The sequence below is a fragment of the Allohahella sp. A8 genome, assembly GCF_047946665.1.
Lineage (GTDB): Bacteria > Pseudomonadota > Gammaproteobacteria > Pseudomonadales > Oleiphilaceae > Allohahella.
In genome coordinates this window covers 3,410,284-3,436,112 of sequence record NZ_CP172312.1, presented here as the reverse complement: position 1 = coordinate 3,436,112, position 25,829 = coordinate 3,410,284, and the positions used below count along the sequence as shown (strand labels likewise).

Sequence of the window (25,829 nt, the reverse complement as noted above, 5' to 3'; positions counted from 1 at the left end):
CGCACGACAATATTTCTGGCATAAAAAAGCGGAGCCGAAGGGCTCCGCAAGCGCAGCAGAAAAGGATATGTACAAATGACATAACCTGAACCAAGCTTAGCGGTAAGTAAGGCTTTTTCCAGCGCAAAGCTGTATGAAACAACAATGTTTTGTAACCATACTTAAAACCAGTTTTAGATTATCCAGATTAAATATCTGTAAATTCAGAAGTTCGGAGTTCCATACTTGGCCAGCAAATTTTTTCGTTATCGTAGTGTCATTCTAGCTTTTGTCGTTGCCCTGTCCCCAATGGTGCCAGAGCCCGCTTACTCGGCGCCCTCTTCGCTTGATAGTTTCAGAGGCACCCCCGCGCTGTACCGTTGGAATGGCAAGAGCGCCATTATCGGCGCTGACCACACCATCAAGATCAGTTCCGAAGATACCTTCGTGGACCTGGCTGAATTGTTGGGCTTTGGGTATAACGAGCTCATAGCTGCCAATCCCACCGTCGACCCCTGGGTCCCCGAGGATGGTAGCCTGCTGGATCTGCCGGGTAGCTTCATCCTGCCGGCGGGCCAACGCGAAGGAATCGTAGTCAATATCCCCGAGTACCGGCTCTACTACTACCGGCCCAATGAAGGTGCCGTGCTCAGTTTTCCCATTGGTGTGGGTACTGCCGATTTTCCAACCCCAGTGATCGATTCGTCCATCATCGCCAAGCTTGAGAAGCCAGCCTGGTACCCGCCGAAATCCATTCGCCAGGAGCACCTGAAGGAGAATGGTGAGGTCCTGCCGATGGTGGTGCCGCCTGGTCCGGATAATCCGCTCGGCCCCTTTGCCATGAAGCTGAAATCGGACGGCTATCTCATTCATGGCTCGAACAAGAAAATCGGTATCGGCATGCAGGTGAGTCACGGCTGCATCAGGCTGTACAACTGGGATATCGAACGCCTCATCAAGGCCGTTCCGGTAGGCTTGCCGGTGCGGATCATCAATCAGCCGGTAAAAGCAGCGGTAGATGGTGCCCAGGTCTGGATCGAGATTCATCCAGGTGCCGATAACGATCTTGCTGCGATAGGCAAGGCACTTTCGGCTGAAATGGCCCGCCTGGAAGCGAGTCTCGATGCTCACTCAGCTTTGTCAGTTGATGCTTCGAAGGTTAGAGCGGAAATGCTCAATCCGTCAGGAAAAGTGGTTCAAGTGGGGGTAGTGGTAAGAAGAAGCCGCTAGGACCCAGTTGAAGGCGGGCAAAAAAAAGCGGCTGGCGAATTAACGACAGCCGCTCTTTGAATACTTAGTCTTACTTACGGCTAGACTTTTCCATCATGCGATCGGCACGCTGGCTGGCCTGCTCGGCAGCACGCTGAGCAGCTACTGCTGCAGCCATTGCTTCTTCGGCCTTCTTGTAGGCTTCATCAGCACGCTTCTGCGCCTTGTCTGCCTTACCGGATGCAGTATCGGCAGTTGACTGTGCGCTCTCGGCGGTTTGCATCGCTGAGCTGCCGGCTGCTTCGTCGTCAGGTGTGCTCGCACAACCAACAAGTGCCAGTGAGCCGATCATCAGACTGGAGGCTAGAAATCTATTCATGAAGTATCCCCGTGAAAATTTGCAAATGGTCGAGAAGAACTGTGTGTTCGAGAATGATACGTCGCTAGTCCAGCAATGTATTATTGATCGATCCAGCTCAAGTTTAGACAGTTTTAACAGGAATAAAAGATTGTGAACAAGGCTTTTATTTTGTAGGTATAAAGACTTAGCCGGTATTTGCCTGCTCGACTGCTGTCGGCAGGCACGGTCTGTGGCGGATCGTCAGTCAGGACGACAGGGCCGGCCACAGCCTGTAAAGCGTCAGGCGACGCCCTGGTTGAACGTCTTGCGCGGCGCCACGACCCGCGACAGAGCAGGCCTGTCACTGTGGAACGCTTCATTATTCAAGGTCCAGTGGAAAGTCGTCTGCAGTATGCGCGCGTCGGAACTGGCACGTTGGCGGGTGAAACCCAGCATCTGGCGTACCCGCTTTGCCGTGGCAGGCCAGATGTCCTTCTGGCGGGTGGTCAGCATTGACGCCAGGTCCACGATATCGAACTCACGACGAATATCTGCAGCATCGAAAATCATGTCGAGCCATGTCGTGTGTTGATCGAGCTGCTCGCTGTAGAGCGTAAGCCCGGAAAACCTGTGATTGAGACCTTCAGCTACAGCCTCCACAGTCATGCCGTGACGATGGATCAGACCAGGCGATATGTAATGCACATTCGAAGCGGTTTCCGGCAGCTGTTTCCAGTGTTGGCACGGCTGGATCAGAGCACAGAATGCGTCTCCATCAGAGCGCATCACCCCAATTTCGACCGGATAACTGTTTTCTACACTGCCGCCGGGTAAGGCACAGGCGTCAGCGTCCTTGCGGTTCTGCAGACAGCCATACATGACCAATATCGAGGGTAGAACGCTCGCCACCTCATCGCCAAACAACGTCGTGTTCATTATAAAACCTCAGCTGTACATGATGTGTCCGACATTTGCCGTGCCGTCTGGACGCGCTACATAACCAGATTATGCCATCCGGATGGGATAGGTAAATGTACTAAAGTCCAGCATCTCTGAATTGGACAAGCTTGGCAAGTTAAACCGCTACGTTCTGTTCACCGCACAAATCTGTGTCAAGCATGGTAGGTGGGTAGAGCTGTGGCAGATTAGCCAGAAGGTGCAATTTCGTGAATGCGGCCTCCGGGGTCATCAGTCCTGCCGACCGAACGCCGAGGCCTTGCAGCGCCTGACCGGCCTCGTAGCCGCCACCGACGCCGCCCGACAGACATTGGGTGGTGTTCAGCATGAGTATCCCCTGCTGTTTCAGCGTGGCCAGGTGGTTTGACAGTGACTTAATTTCCGAAGGTACGTTGCCAAAGCCGAAGCTGAAAAGGAGCAGGGCCCGACAACCAGACCAGACGGCGGTTTCCAGCTGTCGTGCTGCGGCGCCCGGCAGCAGAAAGCAGCTCGCCACAGTGGCAGTATTCCAGTTTGCACAAGCGTCTAGGGCCTGAAGCCGCTGCTCAAGCGATGGTCCGGTCGCCTCCACTCCGCTGGCCCGATACAGCAGTTTCTCGTCCAGGCGGAGCTGATCCCCCGTCTGGCAAGCAACCGGTCGTAGATTGGGGCTATCGAAGGCATGAAAGCGCCGAGAATCGACCTTGCGCGCGCAGTTGCCTCGAAACAGGAGGCCGTCGAAGGCCAGGAACACGCAGCTTACCAAGGCATTGGGCGAGGGCCTGTTCGCCAGGGCCCTACAGAACTTGAGCGCCCCGCTGACATTTGAGACGGCATCGCCTGGCTCTTCAAGGTTCCGTGCGTTCCCGAGTGGCTTCTGCGCACCAGTCAGCACGACTGGAAGGTCCAGGCCATGTAGTAGGAAGCTCAAGGCAGAGGCGGTGTAGGCCATGGTATCTGTGCCGGTCAACACCAGGAAGCCGGAAAAGCGTTCGCGATGCTGGTAAATGAGCCGCGCCAGTAACAGCCAGTCTGCGGGCTGTGCATTGCTGCTATCCATTAGAGGAATTTCAGCATCCAGTCTGCTGAAGGCCGGGCAGTCTGCTGGCAGCCTTGACCGTAGCCTTGCCTCAAACTCGGCGGCATCCGAGGTGATGGTCAGGCCCTTAGGCCCAAGGTCCATCCCGATGGTGCCGCCGGTATAGAGTAGCCCGATTGGCAGCGTCTCAGAGCTCATCGAGAAAGCGCCTCACGATGCCGCTGAACAGGTCCGGCTTCTCGGCGTGTAACCAGTGGTTGGTGCCGGGCATGATACGGACTTGGGCTTTCGGAAACATGGTCATGATGGTCTCCTGATGTTTCTTCTGGATATAGGCTGAGTCGCCGCCCTTGATGAACAGAGTGGGTCCCTTATAAGCCACTTCAAATACAGGGGCTTCTGCCAACAGATCGTAGGAGCGTACTATCGCATCGAGATTCAGCCGCCATATATAGCGTGTAGGCGTGCGTTCGTCGTCATCATGGTCGCGGCGCTGTAGGTTCTTCAGCAGAAACTGGCGAACTGCGGGATTCGGCTCAAAGCTGCTTAATGCGGCGTCAGCGTCCCGTCTGCTGCCGATGTCGCTCAGAACCATCGCCTTCAGCCCATCCAGAATGGCGTTGTGATGCGGCGGGTAAGTGACTGGTGAAATATCTGCCACGACCAGTGCAGCAACCCGCTCAGGATGATCAAGAGCCAACTGCATCATGACTTTTCCGCCCATGGAGTGACCCAGTACGAACGTCGAGGACAGCCCCTGCTCGTCCATGTACTGCATCACATCATCAGCCATTTCCGGATAGCTCATGGTTTCACAGTGGGGCGACTGACCATGGTTGCGCAAGTCGAGCAGATGGATGCAGTAATGCTCACCTAGAATGCGCGCCGCGGCCATGAGATTTTCGTGCGAGCCAAACAGGCCGTGGGCCATGAGCAGGTGGGGCGATTGCGGGTCGCCAAGCCTGCGGGAATTCAGTGTGATCGACATGAACCAGGGTTTCCTGCGCGTTTAGTTATAACGGCGTCTAAAAAGAAGGTGCGCCACATCACATTCTGCTTGAGATCGCCTTCCGCCAATTAGACGACTATCGGTACAGAGACTATAACATTGAGTGCAGTCTGCCTATTGCTTCGCCGAGTGGTCGGATGATCGGTACGGCAGTCGACCGAGTGGTTCACGCGCTCTCTGAACCTGAACCCGCCGCAGGGCGTAGACAAGATAATTGACGAAGGAGATCGAGTTGAGTCAGGTACCGCCAACTGAGGGGCAAGAGCGCCGTAGAACCTACCGCTATCCTTCTGCAGAGCTGAGAACGAAACTGCGAACCAAGCGTGGTCTCTTTGGTGAGTCCTGGGATGAAGTGTCCAGCCAGGACTTCAACCATCAAGGTGTTTCGATTGTTTCGCCTGAGGGAATGAAGGAAGGCGCGTCGATTCTGCTCAGTCTGGAGCTGGTCATGGAAATGGGCTCCGTCATGATCCCGAAACTCAGCGGCACCATCCGCCATGTGAAGACAGTCGGCCGCCAGTACCGGTATGGCATCGAGTTCGATGCGACACAGAAAGGCCAGGGCAGCGAATCATTACAGGCACAGTTGATGCGCATCGAGGAACTCGTTGAGCGGGCTCAGAGCGTAGCCAAGCGGATTCAACAGCGGAACAGTCCGGAGAGCTGATCCAGCCAAGCCAGACTGTCACGATAGTACATTGCCGAGTAGGCGCATTGCGGGATAACCTGTGGCGATACGAACAATACGTTAGCCCAGGAAAGCCTCATGTCAGACACCCATTTCAGAACCTGCACACTCTGCGAAGCCATGTGCGGAATCAAGATCGAGACCGAAGGCGACAAGGTCGTCAGTATCAAGGGCGACGATCAGGACTCGTTCAGCAAGGGGTACATCTGCCCCAAGGCCATCGCCCTCCAGGATCTCCAGCAGGATCCTGATCGACTTCGTCACCCTGTTCGTCGAACGGCATCTGGCTGGGAAAAAATGAGCTGGGACGCCGCTTACGATGAAGTTGCAAAACGCCTCAATCGAATCAGCGATCAACATGGCAGCAAGGCCCTGGGTGTATATCTCGGTAATCCTAACGTCCATAATCACGGCAACATTCTCTTCTCGCTGCCCCTGCTGCGAGCACTGAAAACGCGCAAGCGTTTCTCGGCCACTTCGCTTGACCAGCTGCCTCATATGCTGGCCAACCTGAAAATGTTCGGGCACCAGGCACTGTTTCCTGTCCCGGATATCGATCGCACGGACCTGTTCATCTGTATAGGCGGCAACCCGGCTGCATCCAACGGCAGCCTGATGACGGCGCCTGGTATGCCGCATCGCCTGAAGGCCATATTGGCCAAGGGCGGTCGAGTGGTCACCATCGATCCTCGAAGCACCGAGACATCGTCGCTCGCCTCGGAGCACGTCTTTATCAAGCCGGGTACCGATGTACTCTTCCTGTTGGCCATGCTGAACGTGATTTTCGCAGAGAACCTGGTGAACACCGGGCATCTGGAGAAGCATATCGAAGATCTGGACCTGCTGAAGCTGGCCTGCCACAGCTACGCGCCCGAGATCGTCGAAGGCCCGACCGGGGTGCACGCCAGCACCATCCGAACGCTCGCACGAGAATTCGCCACCACGCCGGAGGCCGTTCTCTACTCCAGGCTCGGCACCAGTGTTCAGGCCTATGGGGCGTTGTGCACCTGGCTCGTCTACTGCCTCAACATTGTGACCGGACATTTTGATCGTCGCGGCGGCATGATGTTTACGCTGCCAGCCGTCGACATGGTGTCTTTCGGCGCACTGGCCGGCCAGAGCGGGCATTTCGATAAATATCAGTCTGTGGTGCGGCAGCTGCCGGAGTTTGGCGGCGAGCTGCCTTCCTCGACCATGGCGGAAGAAATCACCGATGCCGGTGACAAGCGTATTCGCGCCATGGTGATGATCGCCGGCAACCCGGTCTTGTCTTCGCCAAATGGCCAGCAACTCGACAAGGCGCTCGCCAATCTCGATTTCATGGTAAGCATCGATATGTATGTGACTGAAACGTCGCGACATGCGGATATCATTCTGCCGCCGACGGGTCCGCTTGAGCGAAGCCACATCGACGTGATATTTCCGATGCTTGCGGTTCGGAATATCACCAAGTACGCCGGTCCAGTATTCAAACCCGCAGACGGGAGTCAGCATGACTGGGAGATTTTTCTGAATCTTGCGCGTCGTCTGGAGTCGCGGGATCTTATCAGCTCGATTGCGGCGAAGGCGCGCTTCGAATTCATGCACAAGCTGACTCCGGATGGCATGGTTGATCTCTTCCTGCAATTGGGCCCCTATGGCCGTTTGCCGCCAGGCAGCAAGCTCTGGGGCAAGACGGCAGGCAAGCTCATATCCATCCTTGGCAAACGGACTCCACTGCGGAAATTGCTGGAGATAGGCCCACTATTGCGTGCTGGTCAGAATGCGGAAAAGAATCTTTCGCTCAGCAGACTTCGTAATGAACCACACGGGCTGGATCTCGGACCCCTCAGGCCGTGTTTGCCGGAACGCCTCTATACCAAGGGCAAGAAGATCCGCCTCGCCCCCAGACTCTATCTGCAGGATCTGCCTCGCGTGGCAGAACTCATCAAGTCTTATGAAGCACAGGCTGGAAAGAAACTGGATAACGGCTTCCTGTTGATTGGGAGACGTCACGTGCGTAGCAACAATAGCTGGATGCACAACAGCTTTCGCCTGGTAAAGGGTAAGAACCGCTGTACGGTCATGATTCATCCGGAAGATGCAGCTCGGCTCGGCGTGGAAGACGGGCAGAACGTGACAGTTACTTCTGCCGTCGGCCGGGTTGAAATTCCTGCGGAAGTGACTGAGGGCATCATGCCTGGGGTAGTCAGCATTCCCCATGGCTGGGGTCACGCCAGGCCAGGGATCTCGCAGCAGACCGCGCAGGCACACGCCGGCGTCAGCGTGAATGATCTGACCGATGAAATGCAGGTTGATCCCCTGTGCGGCACAGCAGTTCTGAACGCTGTGCCCGTAACTTTGACACCCGTTCAAAAAAGGCGGGTGAGAGCGGCTTAGGGTCCCGGATGGGGCACCGCAGCCGTCCCCAAACCAGGAGTGTGATGCGATGGAAGAAGTAGATGTGGTAGTCATCGGCGCTGGTACTGCGGGCCTCTCCGCCTATCGTCGTGTGGTCACCGAAACAGATTCTGTTCGTCTCATTGAAGCCGGGGCATACGGTACGACCTGCGCCCGAAATGGTTGCATGCCAAGTAAGTTGCTCATCGCCGCGGCAGAGGCCGCGCATGCAGTGGATGCCAGCCCACTGTTCGGCCTGCGGGATGTCAATTACAAGGTGGATGGCCGTGCTGTCATGCAGCGTGTGCGAAGCGAACGTGACCGTTTCGTGTCTTCCGTGCTGGAATCGATGGTGGATTTTCCCGAAGCGCACAAAGTTCTGGGTCAAGCCAGCTTCATCGATGCCAATACGGTTCAGGTCAAGCCCGAGGGCCAGCCCTCGGAGCCAGTCGTCATACGTGCCCAGCGGTTCATTATAGCCATCGGTGCCGCCCCCTTTATCCCTGACATGCTGCGGCCAGCAGCAGATCGGCTCATTACCACTGAGCACGTATTCGAACTGGATACACTGCCGGCGTCAGTCGCTGTATTCGGTGCCGGCATCATCGGGCTCGAGCTGGGGCAGGCCCTGCATCGCCTTGGTGTCCGCGTGAGGATCTTTGGCCGCGGTGGTGGCATCGGCGGTATCGAGGACGAGCAAATCAGGCGCACGGCTCAAAAGGTTTTCATCGAGGCCGGCCTGAAGCTGCATCCGAGCGCGAACGTGAGCGATCTCAAGCGAGTGGATGGTGGCGTGGCTATCAGCTTTCAGGAGGATGAATCTGCGGCTGAAAAGACCGAGACTTTTGAGTATGTGCTGGCCGCAACGGGACGCCGTCCAGCGATGGATGTGCTGAATCCCGCCGCGGCTGGCATCGAGCTTGATGATCGAGGTCAGCCGATTTTCTGCCGCTACACGATGCAGACATCTCAAAAGCATATCTTCATTGTGGGCGATGCCAGCACCGACATTCCTCTCTTGCATGAAGCTGCGGATATGGGCCGCATCGCTGGTCGTAACGCCGCATCATGGCCAACGGTGCGTGCAGGCAAACGGCGTACGCCGCTCGCCATCGTGTTTTGCGACCCACAGATCGCCCGAGTCGGCCATTGGAAGAGTGAATTCGATCACCTCGCGCCAAATGGCTATGCCGTTGGCAGGGCTTCCTTTGAAAATCAGGGGCGGTCGCGGGTGCTCGGGAGGAACAGGGGCGAGCTCATCGTCTACGGCGCCTTCGGCAGTGCAAAGTTCCTCGGTGCAGAGATATTTGGTCCATCAGCAGAGCATCTCGCGCATACACTGGCATGGGTGCTCCAACAGGGCATGACGGTGGACGCCATGCTGGACCTGCCATTTTACCATCCGACCCTGGAGGAGATTCTCAGAACAGCGCTCAGGGCGCTTGATCGCGAGCTGCTCTCAGGGCCGACTGTTGTCATAGAAGAGCATATTGACTGCGGGCCAGGCTCGTGAGTTCAACGTAGTAGTCACATATTCTTTAGCCAAAACCACAAGGACTGCCGACCATGGATACTTCCACTCATCACACGATTAACGGACTGTTCGAACAGTTGGGGCTCGACAGCAGCGATGCCGCTATTGATGCCTGGATCAGAGAAAAACGACCCTTGGACAAGAATCTGAAACTCGCCGATGCGGAATTCTGGAATAAGTCGCAGGCAGCATTTCTCAGTCAGGCCTGGCTGGACGATGCAGAATGGGTTGTTGCAATGGACGAACTCAGCACCCGGCTACGGGGCTGAATTCAGGGCGACTGAGGCTGCCAATCAGGCTTCTATAAAACCGCTGGACTGCAGTGCGGCGGAATGATTCGTCTCGATCTGCCTCAGCACGCGCTTGAGTGCCGAGTCATCGTCGCCCGACTCGCCCTCAGCCATGATGAGCACCTTGCCAGCCTCCACGGCGGAGTTCACCTCTTCCAGCACGGGGCTCTGCTCACTGACGCCGATCATGGTGGCGGACCAGGTGCCCACGCCGGCACCTGCGGCTGTAATGCCAGCCAATGCCGCTCCACCCAAAGCAATGCCTGCTGGTGGAAAAGCCACAGCGGCCAGTCCCGCCAAGAGACCTGTCGCACCACCCACAGCAGCACCCCGTTTGGCCGAATCGCCAACCTGGCTGGTCTGGGTAAGGTCAGCTTCCGGAAGTTCACTCTCTGCCACGCTCTCATTCTTGCAAACGACGCCGATGTGGTCCTCGCTGAAACCTGCATCACGTAGTGTAGCGACGACCGGTTTGGCGTCATCAAGCGTGTTTACCACCGCATAGATCTTGTTCGTCATTCTCAATACCTCTTGTCGCTGTTGTTTTGGGCTAACTGCTTGCTGTCTCAAGGTAATTACGTGAGAGATTCCGGTTGTAGTGCAGGGGAAAAGCCACACTGAACGCGCAGAGTTTGTATTTTCTACACGTTACCACGGCAGTTTCCGCCGCTCATCTCCACAAATATAAACTGCTCCATAATAAGCTATTGATTATTAAGCCGTTATAGTTGGCTCGAATACTGCTTACTATTTGCTGGTATAGCACCTGCTCGTCTTTCAAAATAATTCAGACAATTTGGAGAATAGAGTTATGACCGCTGTTTCAGATGAGACTTCGAGAACTGAATCTGCTCAAAACGCTCGTCGTGATCTTTTCGGCGACAATCGTGACCGCGGATCCGTGGATGAGCGTGCGGCTCATTCTGCCGTCAAATCGAATGACGGTAAGGACTACGACTATATGAGACATCTCAATCCAGTCGATTTGGTACGAACCCTGAGTACAGATGCGACGGCTTTGCTGGTCGACGAGATTACGCTGGCTAAAAAGGAAGGTCTCCAGGCCGTTTCCGACGTAAAGAAGAGCATCATCGCAGTGATCGTTGCGGGAATCACGCTCTTTGCCGGTACGCTGTTCCTTATGCAGTCAGCGACTTACGGTCTGGCACTCACTATGCCGTTCTGGATGTCTTCGTTGATTGTCGGTGGCGTGGTGACCCTTGTTGGACTGATATTGGTCTTCTGGGCCAAGAGCCTGGCATCGCCAAAGAATCTGAAGCCAGACGCGACTGCTGAGACGCTCAGGAAAGACAAGAATATGCTCGCCGATCACGTGAACTGATTGGTCATTGCAAAAACAAGACAAGGAGAAGCTGAATGAATGATCAATTCGACCATGAAAATTTCGATCCGGAAACTGCGTCCATAGAGGAACTCCGGGAGCATATTGCCCGAAAGCGCTCGGCCATCGATGCCAATTTGGGCGAGTTGGAGCGCCGCGTTCAGCCAGATTATATAGCAGAGCACCTGGTAGAGCGGGGGCGGGAGCTGCTGACTGGCCAAAGCGGGTCGTTTGTGAGGGAGTTCGGTAATATCGCTCGGGAGAATCCGCTTGGGACAGCGCTCACCTGCTTCGGATTGGCACTCCTCGCCAAGGGCTATCTGGACGCCAATAATGGTGGCTCAAGTTCAGTTGGCGATGGTCAATTGAGGGCGCATCGTGCTTCGTCGGTGGATCGGGGGGATGCTGACTCGAACTTTGATCCTGATATGGCAATGGATCAGTCCGAAATAAGGCGTCAGCTGAAGAATGAGCATCATTACGTGCCATCCTACTCGAGCGTGAACGGGCCGAATCGCACGAGCGATGACGATCATATGGACAAGATGTTCAAGGGTGCAGCGCTCGCTGCTGGCATTGGCGTTGCCGTAGGTGGCTACGTGGCCTACTCGCGACGTGAAGTTGAGCCGGTCGAATAAGCAGCGTGTCGACCTATCCCGTCCTCGAGTCAGGGGGCGGGTAGTAGTAAAGCTATCGCAAAATAGCGAACGGCCTTACCGGCAAAGGTCAGGCAGTAGAACTCCCAGAACTTCACTTTCATGATGCCAGCCACGAGTGTGATGGCATCACCTCCCAATGGGCTCCAGGACAGCAGAAGCGTCCATTTACCATACTTCTCGAACCAGCGTTGAGCTGGTTTCAAATGCTTTTCCTTGAGCGGGAACCAGCGACGATCCTGGTAATGCAGCATGTACTTCCCCAGCCACCAGTTCACGCAAGCGCCCATGGTATTGCCAAAGGTGGCCATCAGCGTCAGGCCCAGCCAATGGTCGGGGTAGGCCGTCAGCATCTTCAGCAGAAGCAGTTCGGAGTAGAATGGCAGAATGGTTGCTGCGGCAAAAGCACCCAACCAGAGCAAGCCATAATCACCAATCAATGAGCCGGTGGTCAGGCTTTCCGACAGATTGCTCAGTGTGGCAACGAACGAATCATACACTGGTAACGAGGTCCTCACGACCTAGTCGAAATTCAGCGGCAGAGCTGATCAGATTCCTGAACAGGCGGCGATGCGGTCGGAGGTAGGGCAGGTATTCCGGATGCCACTGCACACCAATGATGAACTGGTCCGCGTTCGATTCGACAGCCTGAATCAACTGGTCCAGGTCGCGACCGGCAACTTCAAGTTGATTGCCGAGCTGGTCAATGGCCTGGTGATGCAGGCTGTTGATGCGAATCCTGTTTTCGTAGGCGTGCACGTCGATGATTCGACCGAGCCGTGACTTCGGCTGTATCAGGGCTGTCTTCAGTGGAAATGGTGTGCGGCGATTGGACGTAATCGCCCGCATGGGGCGAATATCCGGAAACAGTGTGCCACCCAGGACCACGTTAATAAGCTGCATGCCGCGGCAGATGCCCATCAGGGGCGTCTTGCGTTCAATGGCCTGTCGAATCATTTCCACTTCGAACGCATCACGCTGAGTATCGATTTTCGCCAGCTCAGACTCATTGTCACCATAGAGCTGCGGGTCGATATCGTCGCCGCCGCCAATGATCACCCCGTCGAACTGGTCTACGGCAGCTGGGTGCCGTGGGGTGAGTCTGACGGGGCTGGCGCCAAGCAGCCTCAGACAGATCGAGGTGGCCCACCAGGCAATTGGATACCGGGTGTCGGGGCCAGTTACTGCGATTATTGGGCGTCGAGCCATTTAACAACCTGCTCCTTCCATGGTTTTATGAAGTCTGGCGTGAAACTGTCAAGATGCTTGAGATAGGCATCGCAGGCCTCGCGCAATCTGGCTGGATCTGCAGCCAGTGACTCAACCATCACCCAGTCGTTCCAGGGCTCCCACAGTCCCCACTGCGGATTGTCGATATCGCAATTGGGCAGCCGGTAATGGAAGGTAGGTCTCGGCTTCACCAATGGATCGGCAATTGAATGTTTCACACGCTCTTCGTCGATGTGCATGAACATGGGGAGCATGTCCAGCGCGCGATTTCGGGTTGGATTGAAGCGTATATAATCGTCGATCAGCGCATCCATGTCCGGCTTGTAGTCTTCTCGCAGGATGAATTCGACATAATCGCTTTCGAAAGGATTGATATAGGGTGTGACACGGCGGCTGAAATCGACGTCACCATGCTCCACCAGCCAGTCGTGAACGCACACGTAGGCCTGCAGATGGCGCAAGATGGTGTCGGCATCCAGCGCTGCTATCTCCGGATTGAAGTGGAGGCCAAAAGCGTTCCAGATAGAGTCCTTGGTCCCTTTGCCGCCCCGTTCCCTGACCAAGTCGATGAGTTGATCCATTCGATCAATCTCGTCGATGGGTAGTGGCGGTGTTACGATCTCGCAGGGCACCCAACCCTTGGTGATCGACCCCAGGGTGTTGGACGTCAGCTCATCGATCATATTGCCAGAGTCTTCATACTCCCGAGCAATCCGCTTGAGCAGCTGGGAGTCCACTTCTACGGTGAAGGTACCGTAGTCCTCGCTGTGGAGCAGCCACTCACGATCGGACAGACGTTCCATATCACCATTGAAAACCTGCGCCACCAGCTCCACGAGATCCTTGACTTCGGGTCCGCTCAATTCGACTTCGATACCGACCTTTCGACGTTCGCCCTTGGCATTATCAAGATGGGGCGGCATGAGATATTCCCCAACTGTTCTCAGTTTGCGTTCGCGCTCAGACGGATCTTTCAGCTCATTCTTGTTCATGACATTTACCTTTGCCCATTCCCTTGATGACGATATTCACTTCTGTTTACGTCGGTGTGCTGGTCTACGTTTCAAATCGCTATTCGAGCACAGAATAAGGTGAAATCGTTGCAGTCTGCCTACATGCCCACAAATTACGGCGACGACCAGCAGCGTAGGTACGGCAATGAACAGGCCTGCAACACCCCAGATCCAGCTCCAGAAAATGATTGAGCCGAAGATCACTATCGGGTTCAGCTCGAACTTGCGAGCGTGGACCATTGGATCGACAAAGTTGCCGCAGATGAACATGAGTACCGCGGTGATCGCCGGCGCCGCAATCAGTGGTCCCACTTCAAGGTTTGCAGTAGCCACTGCCGCCGTCACGGCTATCAGTGATAGCACGTTGCCTACGTAGGGGATGTAGCGCATCAGGCCAACAAGAATGCCCCAGAGCATCGCGTATTCAGCCCCGAAGAACCAGAGCACCAGACCGATGACGACACCGAAGGACAGGTTGACACACATTGTCACGAAAATGTATTGCGCAAGGCTGCTACGGAGCTTACGCATCAGCTTCAGCGCCGACACTCGCCTCGCACGACGATGGAACGTCATCGAGATATTACGCGCCAGCGCATCGCCACCCACCAGGAAGAAATAGCACAGGATAAGAGTGACGGAGAGAGCCCAGGTGAAACTGGCTACTCTGGCGAAGATCTTTTCCCGCCAGTCATCGTTTGGCTGATCGATGACGACAGTCTCCGCTTCGAGCTTGCTCTCCTCTGAAGGCAGAGCCTGATCCATGATGCTCTCCACCTCGCTGGTGCGGGTCTCCATTTCATCCAGCGTTTCCTGTAGTCCGGGTGTCTGCGATTTGAGTTTATCGAGTACCGCCGGGGCCGTTCGAATCCAGTTTGTAGCCGGTTCCTTCAACAGCAAGACGCCGCCAGTCATGGCGCAGAATACGCCCAGCACCAGGATGAGCGCGCCGATGGGCTGGGGAATCAAGACCTTGCTCAACCAGATCATGGGCGCGTACAGCAGCACCGATAGATAGAAGCCAAACAGGATTGGAATAAGCACGGAGCTCGCGAAAACGAGCAGGTGCGTACCAGCAGTAATGATGATCAACAGCAGTGCAGCAGTCAGCAGCCAGGATTGGCTCAATTGCTGCCAGTCGGCGAGGGCTATGCTGGCCTCGCCTGGTCTTTTTTCGGTTCGTATCAAACAACAGTCTCCAGATGGTCAGTCTTATACGGCGCCCAGAGAAGACCGGACTCCAGCGAAGTATGGTATTAGCGCGAGGTGTTCATCTGCATTGCCCAAGGTAGCGTAACAGATTCAGGATCATCTTCTTCCTATCTTCGCTTACACACAGTTCGGCGGCGTCCTGCTAGCCGGATCAGCGCAATGACTCTGGAGACTAGAATGACGAAGTCAGTTCACAAAGGCACCGACAACAAGAACGTGCCTACCGGTAAGGGTGGAGAGATCCACCAGCAGGCGAGCAGCCAGAACCCGATCATGACAACTGCACAGGGTGTGCCGATCGCCGACGATCAAAATTCGCTCAAGGCCGGGGCCAGAGGGCCTACGCTCCTCGAAGACCAGATCATGCGCGAGAAGATCTTCCACTTCGATCATGAGCGTATTCCGGAGCGGGTGGTGCATGCGCGGGGCTATGGCGCGCGCGGCTATTTCGAAACCTACGATCCAATTCCTGAGCTGACCAAGGCCGATCTGTTCCAGCGCAAGGGCGAGAAGACACCGGCCTTCGTACGTTTTTCCACCGTGGCCGGCAACAAGGGCTCATTCGACCTCGCCCGTGATGTTCGTGGCTTCGCAGTGAAGCTGTACACACAGGAAGGTAACTGGGATATCGTCGGTAACAACATTCCTGTGTTCTTCATTCAGGATGCCATGAAATTCCCTGACCTTGTTCACGCAGTCAAAGAAGCGCCGGATCGTGCGTTTCCACAGGCACAATCGGCTCACGATAATTTCTGGGATTTCATCTCTTTCATGCCAGAAGCGATGCACATGGTGATGTGGCAGATGTCCGACCGGACCATCCCCCGCTCGTTCCGTTTCATGGAAGGCTTCGGTGTGCATACATTCAGAATGGTGAATGCCGAAGGCGCGTCAGTGTTCGTCAAGTTTCACTGGAAGCCCAAGCTCGGCATGCAGTCAGTTGTGTGGAACGAGGCGTTGAAGATCAATGGTGCTGATCCTGACTTCCATCGTCGTGATCTCTGGAGCGCCATCGAGTCCGGCGACTTCCCGGAATGGGAGCTGGGCCTGCAGGTGTTCGATGAAGCCTTTGCAGACAAGTTCGAATTCGACGTGCTGGATGCGACGAAACTGATTCCAGAAGAGCAGGTGCCAATCCGCAAGGTGGGCCGGCTGGTGCTCAATGAGCGTGTCGACAATTTCTTCGCAGAAACCGAACAGGTTGCCTTCTGCACCCAGAACATCGTGCCTGGCATCGACTTCAGTAATGATCCGCTGCTACAGGGCAGGAATTTCTCATATTTGGATACACAGACCAAGCGGCTGGGCGGACCGAACTTTACCCACATTCCGGTCAATGCGCCTAAATGTCCGTTCCACCATTTCCAGCAGGATGGCCATATGGCCATGCATAATCCGAAGGGTCGGGCAAACTACGAACCCAATGGCTGGGGCGAAAATGGCGGACCGCGCGCTGATGCACGCAAAGGATTCACAAGCGTCGCGGTAGATGAAGGTGGCACGAAGCAGCGTTCGCGCTCTGAGACCTTCGCCGACCATTACAGTCAGGCACGGCAATTTTACATCAGCCAGACCGAAGTGGAGCAGATGCACCTGGCAGACGCATTGACCTTCGAGCTGAGTAAGGTCGAGACACCAGCTATCAGGGTGAGAATGGTAGCCCATCTGCTGAACATCGATCAGGCGCTTGCCGAAAAGGTTGCCAAGCAGCTGCGTATTCCTGATATGCCGGCACCTGCTGAAGCAGCCATGCCAACCCGCCAGGATCTGCCAGTATCCGATGCGTTGAGTATTCTCAAGAATGCGCCTGGTACCTTTGCCGGCCGCAAGCTCGGTGTGCTCATGGCTGATGGCAGTGACGCCGCGATTTTCAATGCGCTCAAGGCGGCGGTGAAGAAGGAAAATGCCATGCTCGCCGTGATTGCACCCGAAATCGGTGGCGTGACGCTTAGTGATGGCAGCGTTGCAGAAGTACAGGAAAAGATTGACGGCGGACCCTCGGTATTGTTCGACGCAGTGTGCCTTCTGCTTACTGCAGAGGGGGCTGAGCAACTTAGAGCCATGCCGCCTGCAAGAGACTTCGTAGCTGATGCCTTCGCACATATGAAGTTTATCGGCTACACAAAGGGCTCGGCAGCCTTGCTGAAGAAGGCCGGCGTCGACCAGACCGATGGCGGCTGTTTGGAAATGAAGGCCGAAGCCGATGCGGAGAAACTGATCAGCGCCTGTCAGTCCTTGCGCTTCTGGCAGCGTAAGCCGTGACAGCCGCTAACAGTTAGTCATTGATCAGCAGTGGCGGGATCCCGGTCCCGTCCTGCGGACGGTAAAGGTAAAAGCCTTGAACGAAATCGCAATCCCGACTTCGCAAGGACTCCAGCTGCTGGGTGTTCTCCACGCCCTCGGCAATCACTTTGATATGCAGGGCATGGGCCATGGCAATGATCGCTGTAATGATCGCGCCAGTGTCGCTGTCAGTGTCTGAAAGCTCATTCACAAAGCTGCGGTCTATCTTCAGAATATCGATCGGGAACTGGCGCAGATAATTCAGCGACGAAAAGCCCTTGCCGAAGTCGTCGAGCGCTATGAGCACGCCTAGCGCCCGTATCTCTTCAAGTACGATATCGATCCGGTCGATGTGCTCCATAAATGAGGTTTCAGTGATCTCCAGGCACAAATGCGAGGGCGCCAGTCCGCTGCGTGTCAACGTGCTCCGGACCACCTCCTGAAAATTGCCCTTGGCGAACTGCACTGCCGAAACATTCACCGCAACCTTGATGGGCGTACCAGTCTCATCAAGCCAGGCCACAGCCTGTCTGCAGGCCTGCTCGAGCACCCAAGTACCAATTTCGACAATGAGTCCGTTTTCTTCAGCGAAGGGGATAAAGGTAGACGGCGAAATCATGCCCAGTTCAGGATCGCTCCAGCGGACCAGCGCTTCGACCCCGATCACTTCGCCGGACCTCAGGTCTGCCTGTGGCTGATACTGCAGAAACAGGCGGTTTTCGCGGATTGCCTCGCGCAGCTTCGATTCCATATTCGCCCGCTCTACCATGGCGCTATTCATGGAGTCGCGGTAGTACTGGAAGTTATTGCGACCTTCGCTCTTGGCATGATACATGGCGATATCGGCGTACTTGATCAACAAATCGGGTGATTCGCCGTCATCCGGATAGATGGTGATGCCGAGGCTCGCACTGACATAACACTCATTATTGTCGACCGGAATGGGTTTTGAAATTGAATCGACAATCCTTTCGGCAATCACGCCTGGCAATAACAGATCCGGGATGTCCTGCAGCAGCAGGAGAAACTCGTCGCCTCCGATACGCGCCAGCATGCCCGGGCTACTGACCTCGTCTTCAGTGCTATCGGAGCGCGCTATGAAATCGCTTTCCCGCATGCAGTGGGCCAGCCGTTCAGCCACGATGCCTAGCAGCTGGTCACCCGCACGATGGCCAAGCGTGTCATTGACGCGTTTGAAGTGATCGAGGTCGAGATATAACACGGCAAACCTGGCGCCCGACCGCCTTGCGGTCGCAATCGTACTGGCGAGCTGCTCATAAAACATGAGCCGGTTCGGCAGTGCCGTGAGGGTATCGTGGTAGGCGAGGAAGCGAACCTGCTCGTGAGATTTCTGCAAGCTCGCACTCATGGCATTGATCGACTCGGCCAGCGCCCCGACTTCATCATTGCCCTTGACGTGAATCTTCTTCAGCAGGTGGCCTCGGCCGATGGCTTCTGTCGCACGCTGCAGATGTCTTATTGGACGAATAATGAGCATGTTCAGCTGAGCGTAGAGTACAAGCGAAATCACCAAGACCGAACCGAGGCAGATCAGGATGATGAACAGGGCGAGTTCGTTTGACCGTTTGACCAGCTTGCGTGCGGGCAGCCACGCCACGAGTCGATAGCTGTCAGCGACCGGATGCGAGCAGAGGAAGCCATCCTGGCCGCCCAACTGGATGGCAGTGAAGTCCTGCACCGGAACGGCAGACAGCAGGTTCTCGAGTCGAGCGTGCGAAGTGCCGTCCGCCGACAGTTTCGAGCTCAGATGTTCTTCGGTGCGGATGAATTCAGCGCCCTCTGAATGCATGAATACCTTGCCCTGCGCATCGGTAAGCATCAGGACTGCACCGGTTTCCGTGCGGGCCTCATTCATTTTGTCCTGGAGCCATTTCAATGACACAGCCACTGAAAGGAAAGCCCGTAACGTAGGTTTGGCGTCGAAAGCCTCTCGGGTATTGTCGCGAACCAGCAGTGGCTTGGAGAAATAGAGGGCGACCTGACCGGTATCCGGATTCATGGCAAAAAACGAGGAGTCATGAGCGCCCGCAGCCAGTATCTTTTCGAAGATCGCACTGTTGGCTTCAAACTCGGTGGTATTGATGATGTCGAGGCTGCTGAGCCTGACATCTTCGAAGCCATCAGGCATCAATATCCGAATTTCGAAGTAGGCGGGGTAGGCTTTCTGATAGCTGCTCAGAAGCCGCAGGAGTGCGGTCAGCAGCAGGTCGTAGCGCCCTTCTTCATCAGTTAATACATAGCGCTGCAGCAAAGTGTCGTTGGCAAAAAGATCAAGATTGGAACGCGTGTTGGATTGTGTGGCCAGAATGCTCGACCGAAGATCGACTAGGGCGGACTCAACCTGGCGGCGGCTGTTTTCGAGCGAGGCCTCACTCAGCTGGCTATGGGCAAACCAGCCCGTACAGCCGATTGCAACGACGAGTAGCGGCAGGATAATCAGCAGGATCTTGGCGTTCAGCTTCAATCAGGCGCTACCGTTCTTTCAGCAACGTTGGCGAACAACTGTTTCCGTAACCGGGCCGCCTTCGGACTGAGCCTGGTAAAACGTTCAGCTTCGAGCAGGACTTCAGGCGGTGGGTAGACGACCGGATTGTTCAGAATCGACTCAGGCAACAACTTTTCTGCGGCTGCGTTTGGCGACGCGTAATTCACATAGCTCGTCAGCCGGGCCGCAACGGCCGGCTCATTGATAAAATTCAGAAAACGGTACGCCAGCGTCTTCTCCCGGCTATAGGTCGACAGAACCAGATAATCGACCCACAGACCCGTGCCCTCGCGCGGTAACACGAATTGAATGTCGGGGTGATGCTGCTGCAGCGTCAGAGCATCACCGCTATAGATCATGGTCATCACTATTTCCCCAGATACAAGCGCCGACTGCGCATCTATGACGGGGTAGGAGTAGGCCTTGACGAAGGGCCGCTGTGCCACCAGCAGGGGCGCGACCGCATTGATTTCCTCGATACTCTCGCTGTTCATGGAATAGCCAAGCATCTTGAGTGCCATCCCCACAGTATCGCGACTGCTGCGGATCATGGCGATCTTGCCGAATAGCGCCGGATCCGGCTTGAACAAGGCTGCCCAACTCTCTACTGGCTTCCGGTAGAGGTCCTTGCGGTAGGCAATGCCGACGGTACCCCAAGTATAAGGCACGGCATACTCACGGGCTTCTGGAAAGTAGTCAAACCACTGAGGCGCGATCAGCTCGCGATTCGGCACCAGGCGATCTTCTATGGGCGCAAGCCAGCCCTCACGAGCATATTTACCCACGCCGGTACCATTCGCCACGATGAGATCAAAGCCACGGCCGTCGGTTTCAAGCAAGAGCTCGTCACGACCGTCGTCGGTTTCGAAGTTGATCAGGCGGATTCTGGTATTGTTGGCCCGCTCGAACTCAGCAATGACTGCAGGATCGAAATAATGAGACCAGGTAAGCAGAACGAGCTCCGACGGGAGTTCCTGCGCGCGAATGTTTACGGCTAACAGGGCTGCTGCAAGCAGAGTTGCAGCGGATAGCACGCAGGACTGTAATAGTCGCTTCATCACCTGAGCCCGGTTACTGCATTAAGAATGGAAGCTGATGTTGTAAAGCTAGTCTAGCGAGGGCGTTTTACAAATGACGATCGCACGGCGCTCAGAGGCATTATGCCTTGAGCGGCCTAGTTTCTGCCATAGAGACGGGGGCGCTTGTAGCGAAAGAACCCAATGGCTTCCTCCTTGGCAATTGTGGATGCCTCACGGCCAAAGACCTTTTCACGAAGATCATCAAGTGCCTCTAAAAGTGCTTCTCCTTCGAGGCGGGCTTCCAGGTCCTGCCGCTGCGTCATGTACGACAAGCCCTTGTCCCAGCGCTCGTTTCGCCTGGCGTCGGATTCAGCGAGCTTTTCCGCTTCAGCTTCAGTAAAGCCCATGCTGATGCGCAACTCACGGATCTTGTCCTGTCGTTCGTCCGGTGGCATATCGTGCAGCACGCTCTGCACTGAGTCGAGATCGAAGTAGACCTGCGCAGTCTGGGCTGGGCCGATCAGAGCCCGCGATTGCAGGTCTCCATAGGTTTCCTCCAGTGCGGTTTCCAGTTGATAGACCTTTTCTTCAAGCGAAGTCTCGTAAGCCTTGTCGAGCTGAGCAATAGCTGAGTGGATCTGTCGTTGCTTTTTTGCAGTCTCTTCGCGCTCTGCAGTCCATATGCGCTCGGCGCCGTCGCCGAATAATTCACGACGCCTGGTCCAGAGCATGGCGTCCTGCTGCAACTGATCCAGCGCTACCAGTTCAGGCTGGACTTCGAAGAGCCAGTCTCTGTAGGTCGCCATGAGTTCGACAGACTGCAGAATTTCTGCAGCAAGGTTGGGAAAGGCTGTTCGGATGATTTCGTTGAAGCGGGCAAGGCCGTTCTGTGGATCTTTCCGAAGCAGTGCTTCGCGTAATTTCAGAAGCGTCACCTGAACCGCGATATCGGAAATGGTGTCGCCGTAGGTGTTAGCCAGTTCGCTGGCCAACCGCCGATTTTCCTGCGTCGCCGCATCGGCGGGGTAGTCGGAAGCGGGCTGATCGTTACTGGTACCTGGCCGTGGGCCATCGGCCTTCAAAGCGACGTCACCCGGTATGGTGGCGTCGAAGGTTGGCAGCAGCAGAACCAGCAATGAGACTGTCACCAGTACTGCGAGCGCAGCAACGAGAAAAAACCGTGTTTTCATAATGGTGATTTCAGGAACCTCTTACGCTCACAGCAGCCTTGGCTTTGGTCAAGCCTACAGCAGAGGCTGCAGTTTCGGCCAGACCAGATCCGCCAGTATTTTTGAACCCTGGTCGTTCGGATGAATGCCGTCAACGATGATATTGTCGTCAGTAATCGATGAGCGTGGGTCGACGAACTGACAACTCACGGTGCTGAAGTCACAGGCCCGACTCAGTTGCGCGTCGCCGTAGTCCACGGCCTCTTCGAGGCTGTCGAGCAGGAAGATGCCGTTCTTGGTGTAGTAGTAACCCACATAGATGACATTGTCGATGCCATCGGCGTCCATCTGGTTGAGGAAGTTCACACCTTCGACATAGATATCATCGATGAAGCGCTTGCACTTCGCGCTCAGGCGGCCGAATTCATACCACTGTGTCTTGCAGTTGTTCGGATCGAAGGCAATGGCCGGCAGCAGGATGTCGTTACCGCCTCCATTCATGACGATGGTGTCGATATCGGAATTATCGGTGAGCGCACGCTGATACTGGGCTTCGATAGAGGTGGCCAGATTTCCGCCAATCAGCTCAGCACCAGACACGGTATAGCGACGAAAGGTTTCGCCTGCCTTGCTTTCGAGCTCGTCCTGCAGCTTGCCGGACAGCGCAAAAATTGAGTCGCCGATGGTGATGACCTGATCGTTATCTGCGTCGACCACACGATCATTGCTGAGCAGTCCGCCGAGGCCATCGCAACCAGCCAGAAGCGTGGCCAGTGACAGTGCTACGACCGTCCTGGCAGAAATGAGCGTTTTGCGCGACAGCAGCTTCTGTCGCATTGCTTTCATCTTCATCATGAGTAAGTGCTCTGTTGTTATTGAGGTTTTTTGGTTGAACAGAGCTAACGTAACTGAATCAGTCAATGACGAATTGAGAACTGGTTGGCGTTTACTGATTTAGGTAACCCGCTGTTGTATAACTGGAAGTTTCAGCGGTAACGCGAGCGCATCGATGAGGGAATGTCCGCCTGCAGCTGAGGAATTCACGCTCATCGAGTGCTCGCTGATAAACCTGGATGGCTTACAGTAGAGGCTGCAGCTTTGGCCAGATCAGGTTAGCCAGGATCCGGGAGCCCGCCGTGGTCGGGTGGATGCCGTCGATAATGATGTGACTGTCGCGAATCGAGGCACGTGGATCGACGAACTGGCAATCCACTGTGCTGAAATCGCAGGCCTGACTCAGGCGGAGATCACCGTAATCCACCGCCTCTTCCATACTGTCGAGCAGGAAAATGCCATTCTTGGTGTAGTAGTAGCCCAGGTAGATGACATTATCGATGCCATCGGCGTCCATTTGATTGAGCAAGTTGACACTGTCGACGTAGACGTCATCGATGAAACGCTGGCATTTTGCGCTCAATCGACCGAATTCATACCACTGTGTCTTGCAGTCGTTCGGATCGAAGACAATAGCCGGGATCAATATATCATTGCCGCCGCCATTCATGACGATAGTCTCGATGTCTGAGTTGTCGCTGAGTGCCCGCTGATATTGGTCTTCGACGGACGTTGCGACACTGCCGTCACTCAGTTCGGCGCCTGAAACCGTATAGCGTCGGAAGGTCTCGCCTGCCTTGGCTTCGAGTTCGTCCTGGAGTTTGCCGGACAGCGCAAAGATCGAGTCCCCGAGGGTGATAACCTGATCGTTGTCAGCATCGGCAACGCGCGCGTTGCTGAGCAGGCCGCCGATGCCGTCACAGCCAGTCAGCATGGTGGCGAGTGAAAGGGTAAGCAGGGTTCTGAAGGATAGAAGCGTATTGCGCGAAAGCAGATGCTGCCGCACTGATCTGAGGATTTTCATAAGAGCACCGTTGATTATTATGGTTATTTGCTCTCCCACGGTAGGCTAAATCCTGTTTGCTGAACGAGAACCTGTTCGCACTTCTCGTGTGCGTCAGATCTATATCTCTGCCCACATCCGCTGCAGGTTCGAAAGCGATTTGGAGAGCAGATCGAACTCTCTGCTCTTGCCATCGCGATCGAACAGTTGTCTTCGTGCCGTGTCGATATCGAACAGGATCTCCCGATGCCCCGGATCGCGGATGGTGCTCTGGATCCAGCCCACGGCGACCAGCCGCTCCCCGCTGCTTACAGGCTCGACGCGGTGAAGCGTCGACGAGGGGTAAAGAACGAGTGCACCGGCAGGGAGCTTGTAGCTGCTCTCACCAGCGCTGGTGTCGGTGACGAGTTCACCACCTTCATAACTGTCTGGGTCGCTCAGGAACAGTGTAAATGACAGGTCGGTACGCAGCTTGTCGGGACCCGAGCCCATCACCGGGTCGTCAACATGATTACCGTAGGTCATGCCGATCCGGTACCGACTGAACATGACCGGGGTGCTTCGCAAAGGTCGCGCAGCCATCTGGAAGACGGGATTGTTCTCCAGCGCATTGCCTACAGTTTGCCGCAGAGCAGTCACCTGCTTATCCCGGCTATCAGCCTGCTCGTTGTTCTTCACCAGCCTGGCGTGCCATCCGGCGGTGTCCTTGCCATTGCGAAAGCTTGCCTGGCCAAGGACCTGCCGCAGCGCTTGCAACTGCCCTTCATTCAGCACATTACCAATACAGAGGATCATGCCTCACTCCATTACCAAAATGAGAATCACTTGCATTATCGCACGGGATTAATCGATCATCTCGATACTAAAGAAAATCAGCTGATTTCGCTGCAAGCGAAGAATGGGGAGAGGTATGAAGGAGCAGAAACTGAAACTCTGGCTAGGCGTTGGTGTGGCTAGCTTATTGGTGGGACCAGGTCTGGCTGCGACTCAGGCCATGGCAGAATCGACGGCCAGCAGCTCGAAAGTTCCTGTGGAACAGCATGGCGGTGAGGGTGGCGAAAAAGCCACGGGTAGCCATGGCGGCGAAGGCGGTGAGAAAAGCCACGGTGGCGAAGGCGGCGAGAAAGCCCATGGTGGAGAAGGCGGTGAGAAAAGCCATGGTGGAGAAGGCGGTGAGAAAAGCCACGGTGGTGAAGGCGGTGAGAAAAGCCATGGTGGTGAAGGCGGTGAGAAAAGCCATGGTGGTGAAGGCGGTGAAAAAGGCCACGGTGGTGAAGGTGGTGAGAAAGGCCACGGTGGTGAAGGCGGCGAAGGCGGCACGGCCTTCAACCACTTCAGCGCAGGCGGTGAAGGCGGTGAAGGTGGTGAAGGTGGTGAAGGTGGTGAAGGCGGTGAAGGCGGTGAAGGCGGCTCATCCGCGCCTGGCGCCGAAGAGTCGGCCGGTGTGTACTTTAGCCTGCTGGAGATGATGAAAGGCCACATGCTGATAGGGCGCCAGTTGATCGAGAATGGCGAAGTCAAAGCTGGTGCGGTGCATCTCACGCATCCTCGCGGGGTGCTCTATGAGCGCCTGGAACCAGCACTGGATAAATATGCGGTGACGAATCTCGAGCAAACGCTAGAAACCTTGGCTACCGCTGCGGGTAAGGCCACTCAGTGGAGCGATGTCGAGAATGAGTTCAATGTGGCTGAGCAAGGCATCACGAAAGCTCAGCAAGCCGTAGATGCCTCGGAGCTCAACGCCGCCTCTTTCGTTGCCGATGTGGTGCTTGCACTCGTGAAATCGGCGACTGCTGAATATGCAGAGGCTGTGAAGGACGGCAAGTTCGTGAATGCGGTCGAATATCAGGACGGCGCAGGATTCGTCATGGCTGCACAGAAACTGCTGGAAGAGAAGGCGGGCATTCTCAAGGCGAAAGACGAGGCGGCCTACCAGCAGAGCAGGGATGCATTGGCGCAGTTTGCCAAGGCCTGGGCCAGTGATGTGCCGCCAGCCCAGCCCGCTGTCTCGGTGACCGATGTTCAGGCGAACGCGTCGCGGATCGAACTGAGGCTTTCCGCGCTTCAATAGCGCACCTGTCGCTGCTGTCAGAGCCTTCAGTGGATTACGGGCCTCATCGTCAATCGTTTGACGTGGGGCTTGTGATTGTCTTTCGGGC

General features: G+C 55.6%; 24 protein-coding genes. 9 read left to right on the top strand and 15 right to left on the bottom strand.

What is annotated here, in order from left to right; translation table 11 throughout:
- Positions 1–225 precede the first annotated feature (225 nt).
- Entirely contained in the window at positions 226–1,209 is a 984-nt protein-coding gene (locus tag ACH3PB_RS15380; RefSeq protein ID WP_416396278.1) for a L,D-transpeptidase family protein, read from the top strand.
- A 70-nt stretch (positions 1,210–1,279) separates the two neighbouring features.
- Here the strand turns inward: ACH3PB_RS15380 and ACH3PB_RS15375 are convergent, their stop codons facing one another.
- The 4 genes from ACH3PB_RS15375 to ACH3PB_RS15360 form a co-directional block, all read right to left on the bottom strand.
- Positions 1,280–1,567 (bottom strand): Lpp/OprI family alanine-zipper lipoprotein, encoded by a 288-nt coding sequence (locus ACH3PB_RS15375; RefSeq protein WP_416396276.1) that lies wholly within the window; start codon positions 1,565–1,567, stop codon positions 1,280–1,282.
- A 261-nt stretch (positions 1,568–1,828) separates the two neighbouring features.
- Positions 1,829–2,464 (bottom strand): hypothetical protein, encoded by a 636-nt coding sequence (locus tag ACH3PB_RS15370; protein ID WP_416396274.1) that lies wholly within the window; start codon positions 2,462–2,464, stop codon positions 1,829–1,831.
- A 139-nt stretch (positions 2,465–2,603) separates the two neighbouring features.
- Positions 2,604–3,701, bottom strand: coding sequence for an asparaginase (locus tag ACH3PB_RS15365; RefSeq protein WP_416396272.1), 1,098 nt, complete (start codon positions 3,699–3,701; stop codon positions 2,604–2,606).
- Complete coding sequence (locus ACH3PB_RS15360; RefSeq protein ID WP_416396270.1) at positions 3,691–4,491, bottom strand: alpha/beta fold hydrolase; 801 nt, start codon at positions 4,489–4,491, stop codon at positions 3,691–3,693. Before ACH3PB_RS15360 ends, ACH3PB_RS15365 begins: the two co-directional genes overlap by 11 nt.
- Before the next feature lie 253 nt (positions 4,492–4,744).
- On the opposite strand from ACH3PB_RS15360, the gene ACH3PB_RS15355 reads away from it, so the two are divergent.
- From ACH3PB_RS15355 to ACH3PB_RS15340, 4 genes are all read left to right on the top strand, one after another.
- Positions 4,745–5,179 (top strand): PilZ domain-containing protein, encoded by a 435-nt coding sequence (locus tag ACH3PB_RS15355; protein WP_416396268.1) that lies wholly within the window; start codon positions 4,745–4,747, stop codon positions 5,177–5,179.
- 99 nt (positions 5,180–5,278) lie between these two features.
- Positions 5,279–7,579, top strand: coding sequence for a molybdopterin oxidoreductase family protein (locus ACH3PB_RS15350; protein WP_416396267.1), 2,301 nt, complete (start codon positions 5,279–5,281; stop codon positions 7,577–7,579).
- 49 nt (positions 7,580–7,628) lie between these two features.
- The gene (locus ACH3PB_RS15345) at positions 7,629–9,092 is read left to right on the top strand and encodes a dihydrolipoyl dehydrogenase (protein WP_416396265.1); all 1,464 of its coding nucleotides are present in this window, start codon (positions 7,629–7,631) and stop codon (positions 9,090–9,092) included.
- Between the two features lie 53 nt (positions 9,093–9,145).
- Positions 9,146–9,382 (top strand): DUF2789 family protein, encoded by a 237-nt coding sequence (locus ACH3PB_RS15340; RefSeq protein WP_416396263.1) that lies wholly within the window; start codon positions 9,146–9,148, stop codon positions 9,380–9,382.
- A gap of 24 nt (positions 9,383–9,406) precedes the next feature.
- Here the strand turns inward: ACH3PB_RS15340 and ACH3PB_RS15335 are convergent, their stop codons facing one another.
- On the bottom strand, positions 9,407–9,922 hold the full coding sequence (locus tag ACH3PB_RS15335) for a hypothetical protein (RefSeq protein ID WP_416396262.1): 516 nt from the start codon (positions 9,920–9,922) through the stop codon (positions 9,407–9,409).
- Between the two features lie 292 nt (positions 9,923–10,214).
- Between ACH3PB_RS15335 and ACH3PB_RS15330 the strand changes: the two genes are divergently transcribed.
- Both ACH3PB_RS15330 and ACH3PB_RS15325 read left to right on the top strand, forming a co-directional pair.
- Entirely contained in the window at positions 10,215–10,745 is a 531-nt protein-coding gene (locus ACH3PB_RS15330) for a phage holin family protein (protein ID WP_416396261.1), read from the top strand.
- 35 nt (positions 10,746–10,780) lie between these two features.
- Complete coding sequence (locus tag ACH3PB_RS15325; protein ID WP_416396259.1) at positions 10,781–11,383, top strand: hypothetical protein; 603 nt, start codon at positions 10,781–10,783, stop codon at positions 11,381–11,383.
- 29 nt (positions 11,384–11,412) lie between these two features.
- On the opposite strand, the gene ACH3PB_RS15320 is transcribed toward ACH3PB_RS15325, so the two are convergent.
- Genes ACH3PB_RS15320 through ACH3PB_RS15305 form a run of 4 tightly spaced genes read right to left on the bottom strand, consistent with a single transcriptional unit; the run spans position 11,413 to position 14,832 of the window.
- On the bottom strand, positions 11,413–11,901 hold the full coding sequence (locus ACH3PB_RS15320) for a YqaA family protein (RefSeq protein ID WP_416396257.1): 489 nt from the start codon (positions 11,899–11,901) through the stop codon (positions 11,413–11,415).
- Entirely contained in the window at positions 11,894–12,610 is a 717-nt protein-coding gene (locus ACH3PB_RS15315; protein WP_416396256.1) for a gamma-glutamyl-gamma-aminobutyrate hydrolase family protein, read from the bottom strand. Before ACH3PB_RS15315 ends, ACH3PB_RS15320 begins: the two co-directional genes overlap by 8 nt.
- The gene (locus tag ACH3PB_RS15310) at positions 12,592–13,623 is read right to left on the bottom strand and encodes an amidoligase family protein (protein ID WP_416396254.1); all 1,032 of its coding nucleotides are present in this window, start codon (positions 13,621–13,623) and stop codon (positions 12,592–12,594) included. Before ACH3PB_RS15310 ends, ACH3PB_RS15315 begins: the two co-directional genes overlap by 19 nt.
- Before the next feature lie 36 nt (positions 13,624–13,659).
- Positions 13,660–14,832, bottom strand: coding sequence for an AI-2E family transporter (locus ACH3PB_RS15305; protein ID WP_416396252.1), 1,173 nt, complete (start codon positions 14,830–14,832; stop codon positions 13,660–13,662).
- A gap of 201 nt (positions 14,833–15,033) precedes the next feature.
- Here ACH3PB_RS15305 and ACH3PB_RS15300 point away from each other — a divergent pair, with 201 nt between their 5' ends.
- Entirely contained in the window at positions 15,034–17,118 is a 2,085-nt protein-coding gene (locus ACH3PB_RS15300; RefSeq protein WP_416396250.1) for a catalase, read from the top strand.
- Positions 17,119–17,131: 13 nt separating this feature from the next.
- Here the strand turns inward: ACH3PB_RS15300 and ACH3PB_RS15295 are convergent, their stop codons facing one another.
- From ACH3PB_RS15295 to ACH3PB_RS15270, 6 genes are all read right to left on the bottom strand, one after another.
- Positions 17,132–19,624, bottom strand: a complete 2,493-nt coding sequence (locus tag ACH3PB_RS15295) for an EAL domain-containing protein (RefSeq protein WP_416396248.1) — start codon at positions 19,622–19,624, stop codon at positions 17,132–17,134.
- The gene (locus ACH3PB_RS15290; protein ID WP_416396246.1) at positions 19,621–20,703 is read right to left on the bottom strand and encodes a polyamine ABC transporter substrate-binding protein; all 1,083 of its coding nucleotides are present in this window, start codon (positions 20,701–20,703) and stop codon (positions 19,621–19,623) included. The genes ACH3PB_RS15295 and ACH3PB_RS15290 overlap by 4 nt, the downstream gene beginning before the upstream one ends.
- A gap of 116 nt (positions 20,704–20,819) precedes the next feature.
- The gene (locus ACH3PB_RS15285) at positions 20,820–21,854 is read right to left on the bottom strand and encodes a hypothetical protein (RefSeq protein WP_416396245.1); all 1,035 of its coding nucleotides are present in this window, start codon (positions 21,852–21,854) and stop codon (positions 20,820–20,822) included.
- Positions 21,855–21,908: 54 nt separating this feature from the next.
- On the bottom strand, positions 21,909–22,688 hold the full coding sequence (locus tag ACH3PB_RS15280; protein WP_416396243.1) for an SGNH/GDSL hydrolase family protein: 780 nt from the start codon (positions 22,686–22,688) through the stop codon (positions 21,909–21,911).
- Positions 22,689–22,911: 223 nt separating this feature from the next.
- The gene (locus ACH3PB_RS15275; RefSeq protein ID WP_416396241.1) at positions 22,912–23,691 is read right to left on the bottom strand and encodes an SGNH/GDSL hydrolase family protein; all 780 of its coding nucleotides are present in this window, start codon (positions 23,689–23,691) and stop codon (positions 22,912–22,914) included.
- Positions 23,692–23,790: 99 nt separating this feature from the next.
- Positions 23,791–24,465 (bottom strand): Fe2+-dependent dioxygenase, encoded by a 675-nt coding sequence (locus ACH3PB_RS15270; RefSeq protein WP_416396239.1) that lies wholly within the window; start codon positions 24,463–24,465, stop codon positions 23,791–23,793.
- Between the two features lie 115 nt (positions 24,466–24,580).
- Between ACH3PB_RS15270 and ACH3PB_RS15265 the strand changes: the two genes are divergently transcribed.
- On the top strand, positions 24,581–25,741 hold the full coding sequence (locus ACH3PB_RS15265) for a hypothetical protein (protein ID WP_416396238.1): 1,161 nt from the start codon (positions 24,581–24,583) through the stop codon (positions 25,739–25,741).
- Positions 25,742–25,829 lie beyond the last annotated feature (88 nt).

Excerpts from the sequence above, each read along its gene's own strand:
- ACH3PB_RS15335 (WP_416396262.1), bottom strand. The coding sequence starts at position 9,922 with ATGACGAACAAGATCTATGCGGTGGTAAACACGCTTGATGACGCCAAA.
- ACH3PB_RS15350 (WP_416396267.1), top strand. The coding sequence starts at position 5,279 with ATGTCAGACACCCATTTCAGAACCTGCACACTCTGCGAAGCCATGTGC.
- ACH3PB_RS15345 (WP_416396265.1), top strand. The coding sequence starts at position 7,629 with ATGGAAGAAGTAGATGTGGTAGTCATCGGCGCTGGTACTGCGGGCCTC.
- ACH3PB_RS15310 (WP_416396254.1), bottom strand. The coding sequence starts at position 13,623 with ATGAACAAGAATGAGCTGAAAGATCCGTCTGAGCGCGAACGCAAACTG.
- ACH3PB_RS15370 (WP_416396274.1), bottom strand. The coding sequence starts at position 2,464 with ATGAACACGACGTTGTTTGGCGATGAGGTGGCGAGCGTTCTACCCTCG.
- ACH3PB_RS15360 (WP_416396270.1), bottom strand. The coding sequence starts at position 4,491 with ATGTCGATCACACTGAATTCCCGCAGGCTTGGCGACCCGCAATCGCCC.
- ACH3PB_RS15330 (WP_416396261.1), top strand. The coding sequence starts at position 10,215 with ATGACCGCTGTTTCAGATGAGACTTCGAGAACTGAATCTGCTCAAAAC.
- ACH3PB_RS15270 (WP_416396239.1), bottom strand. The coding sequence starts at position 24,465 with ATGATCCTCTGTATTGGTAATGTGCTGAATGAAGGGCAGTTGCAAGCG.
- ACH3PB_RS15290 (WP_416396246.1), bottom strand. The coding sequence starts at position 20,703 with ATGAAGCGACTATTACAGTCCTGCGTGCTATCCGCTGCAACTCTGCTT.
- ACH3PB_RS15325 (WP_416396259.1), top strand. The coding sequence starts at position 10,781 with ATGAATGATCAATTCGACCATGAAAATTTCGATCCGGAAACTGCGTCC.
- ACH3PB_RS15275 (WP_416396241.1), bottom strand. The coding sequence starts at position 23,691 with ATGAAAATCCTCAGATCAGTGCGGCAGCATCTGCTTTCGCGCAATACG.
- ACH3PB_RS15365 (WP_416396272.1), bottom strand. The coding sequence starts at position 3,701 with ATGAGCTCTGAGACGCTGCCAATCGGGCTACTCTATACCGGCGGCACC.
- ACH3PB_RS15300 (WP_416396250.1), top strand. The coding sequence starts at position 15,034 with ATGACGAAGTCAGTTCACAAAGGCACCGACAACAAGAACGTGCCTACC.
- ACH3PB_RS15375 (WP_416396276.1), bottom strand. The coding sequence starts at position 1,567 with ATGAATAGATTTCTAGCCTCCAGTCTGATGATCGGCTCACTGGCACTT.
- ACH3PB_RS15265 (WP_416396238.1), top strand. The coding sequence starts at position 24,581 with ATGAAGGAGCAGAAACTGAAACTCTGGCTAGGCGTTGGTGTGGCTAGC.
- ACH3PB_RS15340 (WP_416396263.1), top strand. The coding sequence starts at position 9,146 with ATGGATACTTCCACTCATCACACGATTAACGGACTGTTCGAACAGTTG.
- ACH3PB_RS15285 (WP_416396245.1), bottom strand. The coding sequence starts at position 21,854 with ATGAAAACACGGTTTTTTCTCGTTGCTGCGCTCGCAGTACTGGTGACA.
- ACH3PB_RS15280 (WP_416396243.1), bottom strand. The coding sequence starts at position 22,688 with ATGATGAAGATGAAAGCAATGCGACAGAAGCTGCTGTCGCGCAAAACG.
- ACH3PB_RS15315 (WP_416396256.1), bottom strand. The coding sequence starts at position 12,610 with ATGGCTCGACGCCCAATAATCGCAGTAACTGGCCCCGACACCCGGTAT.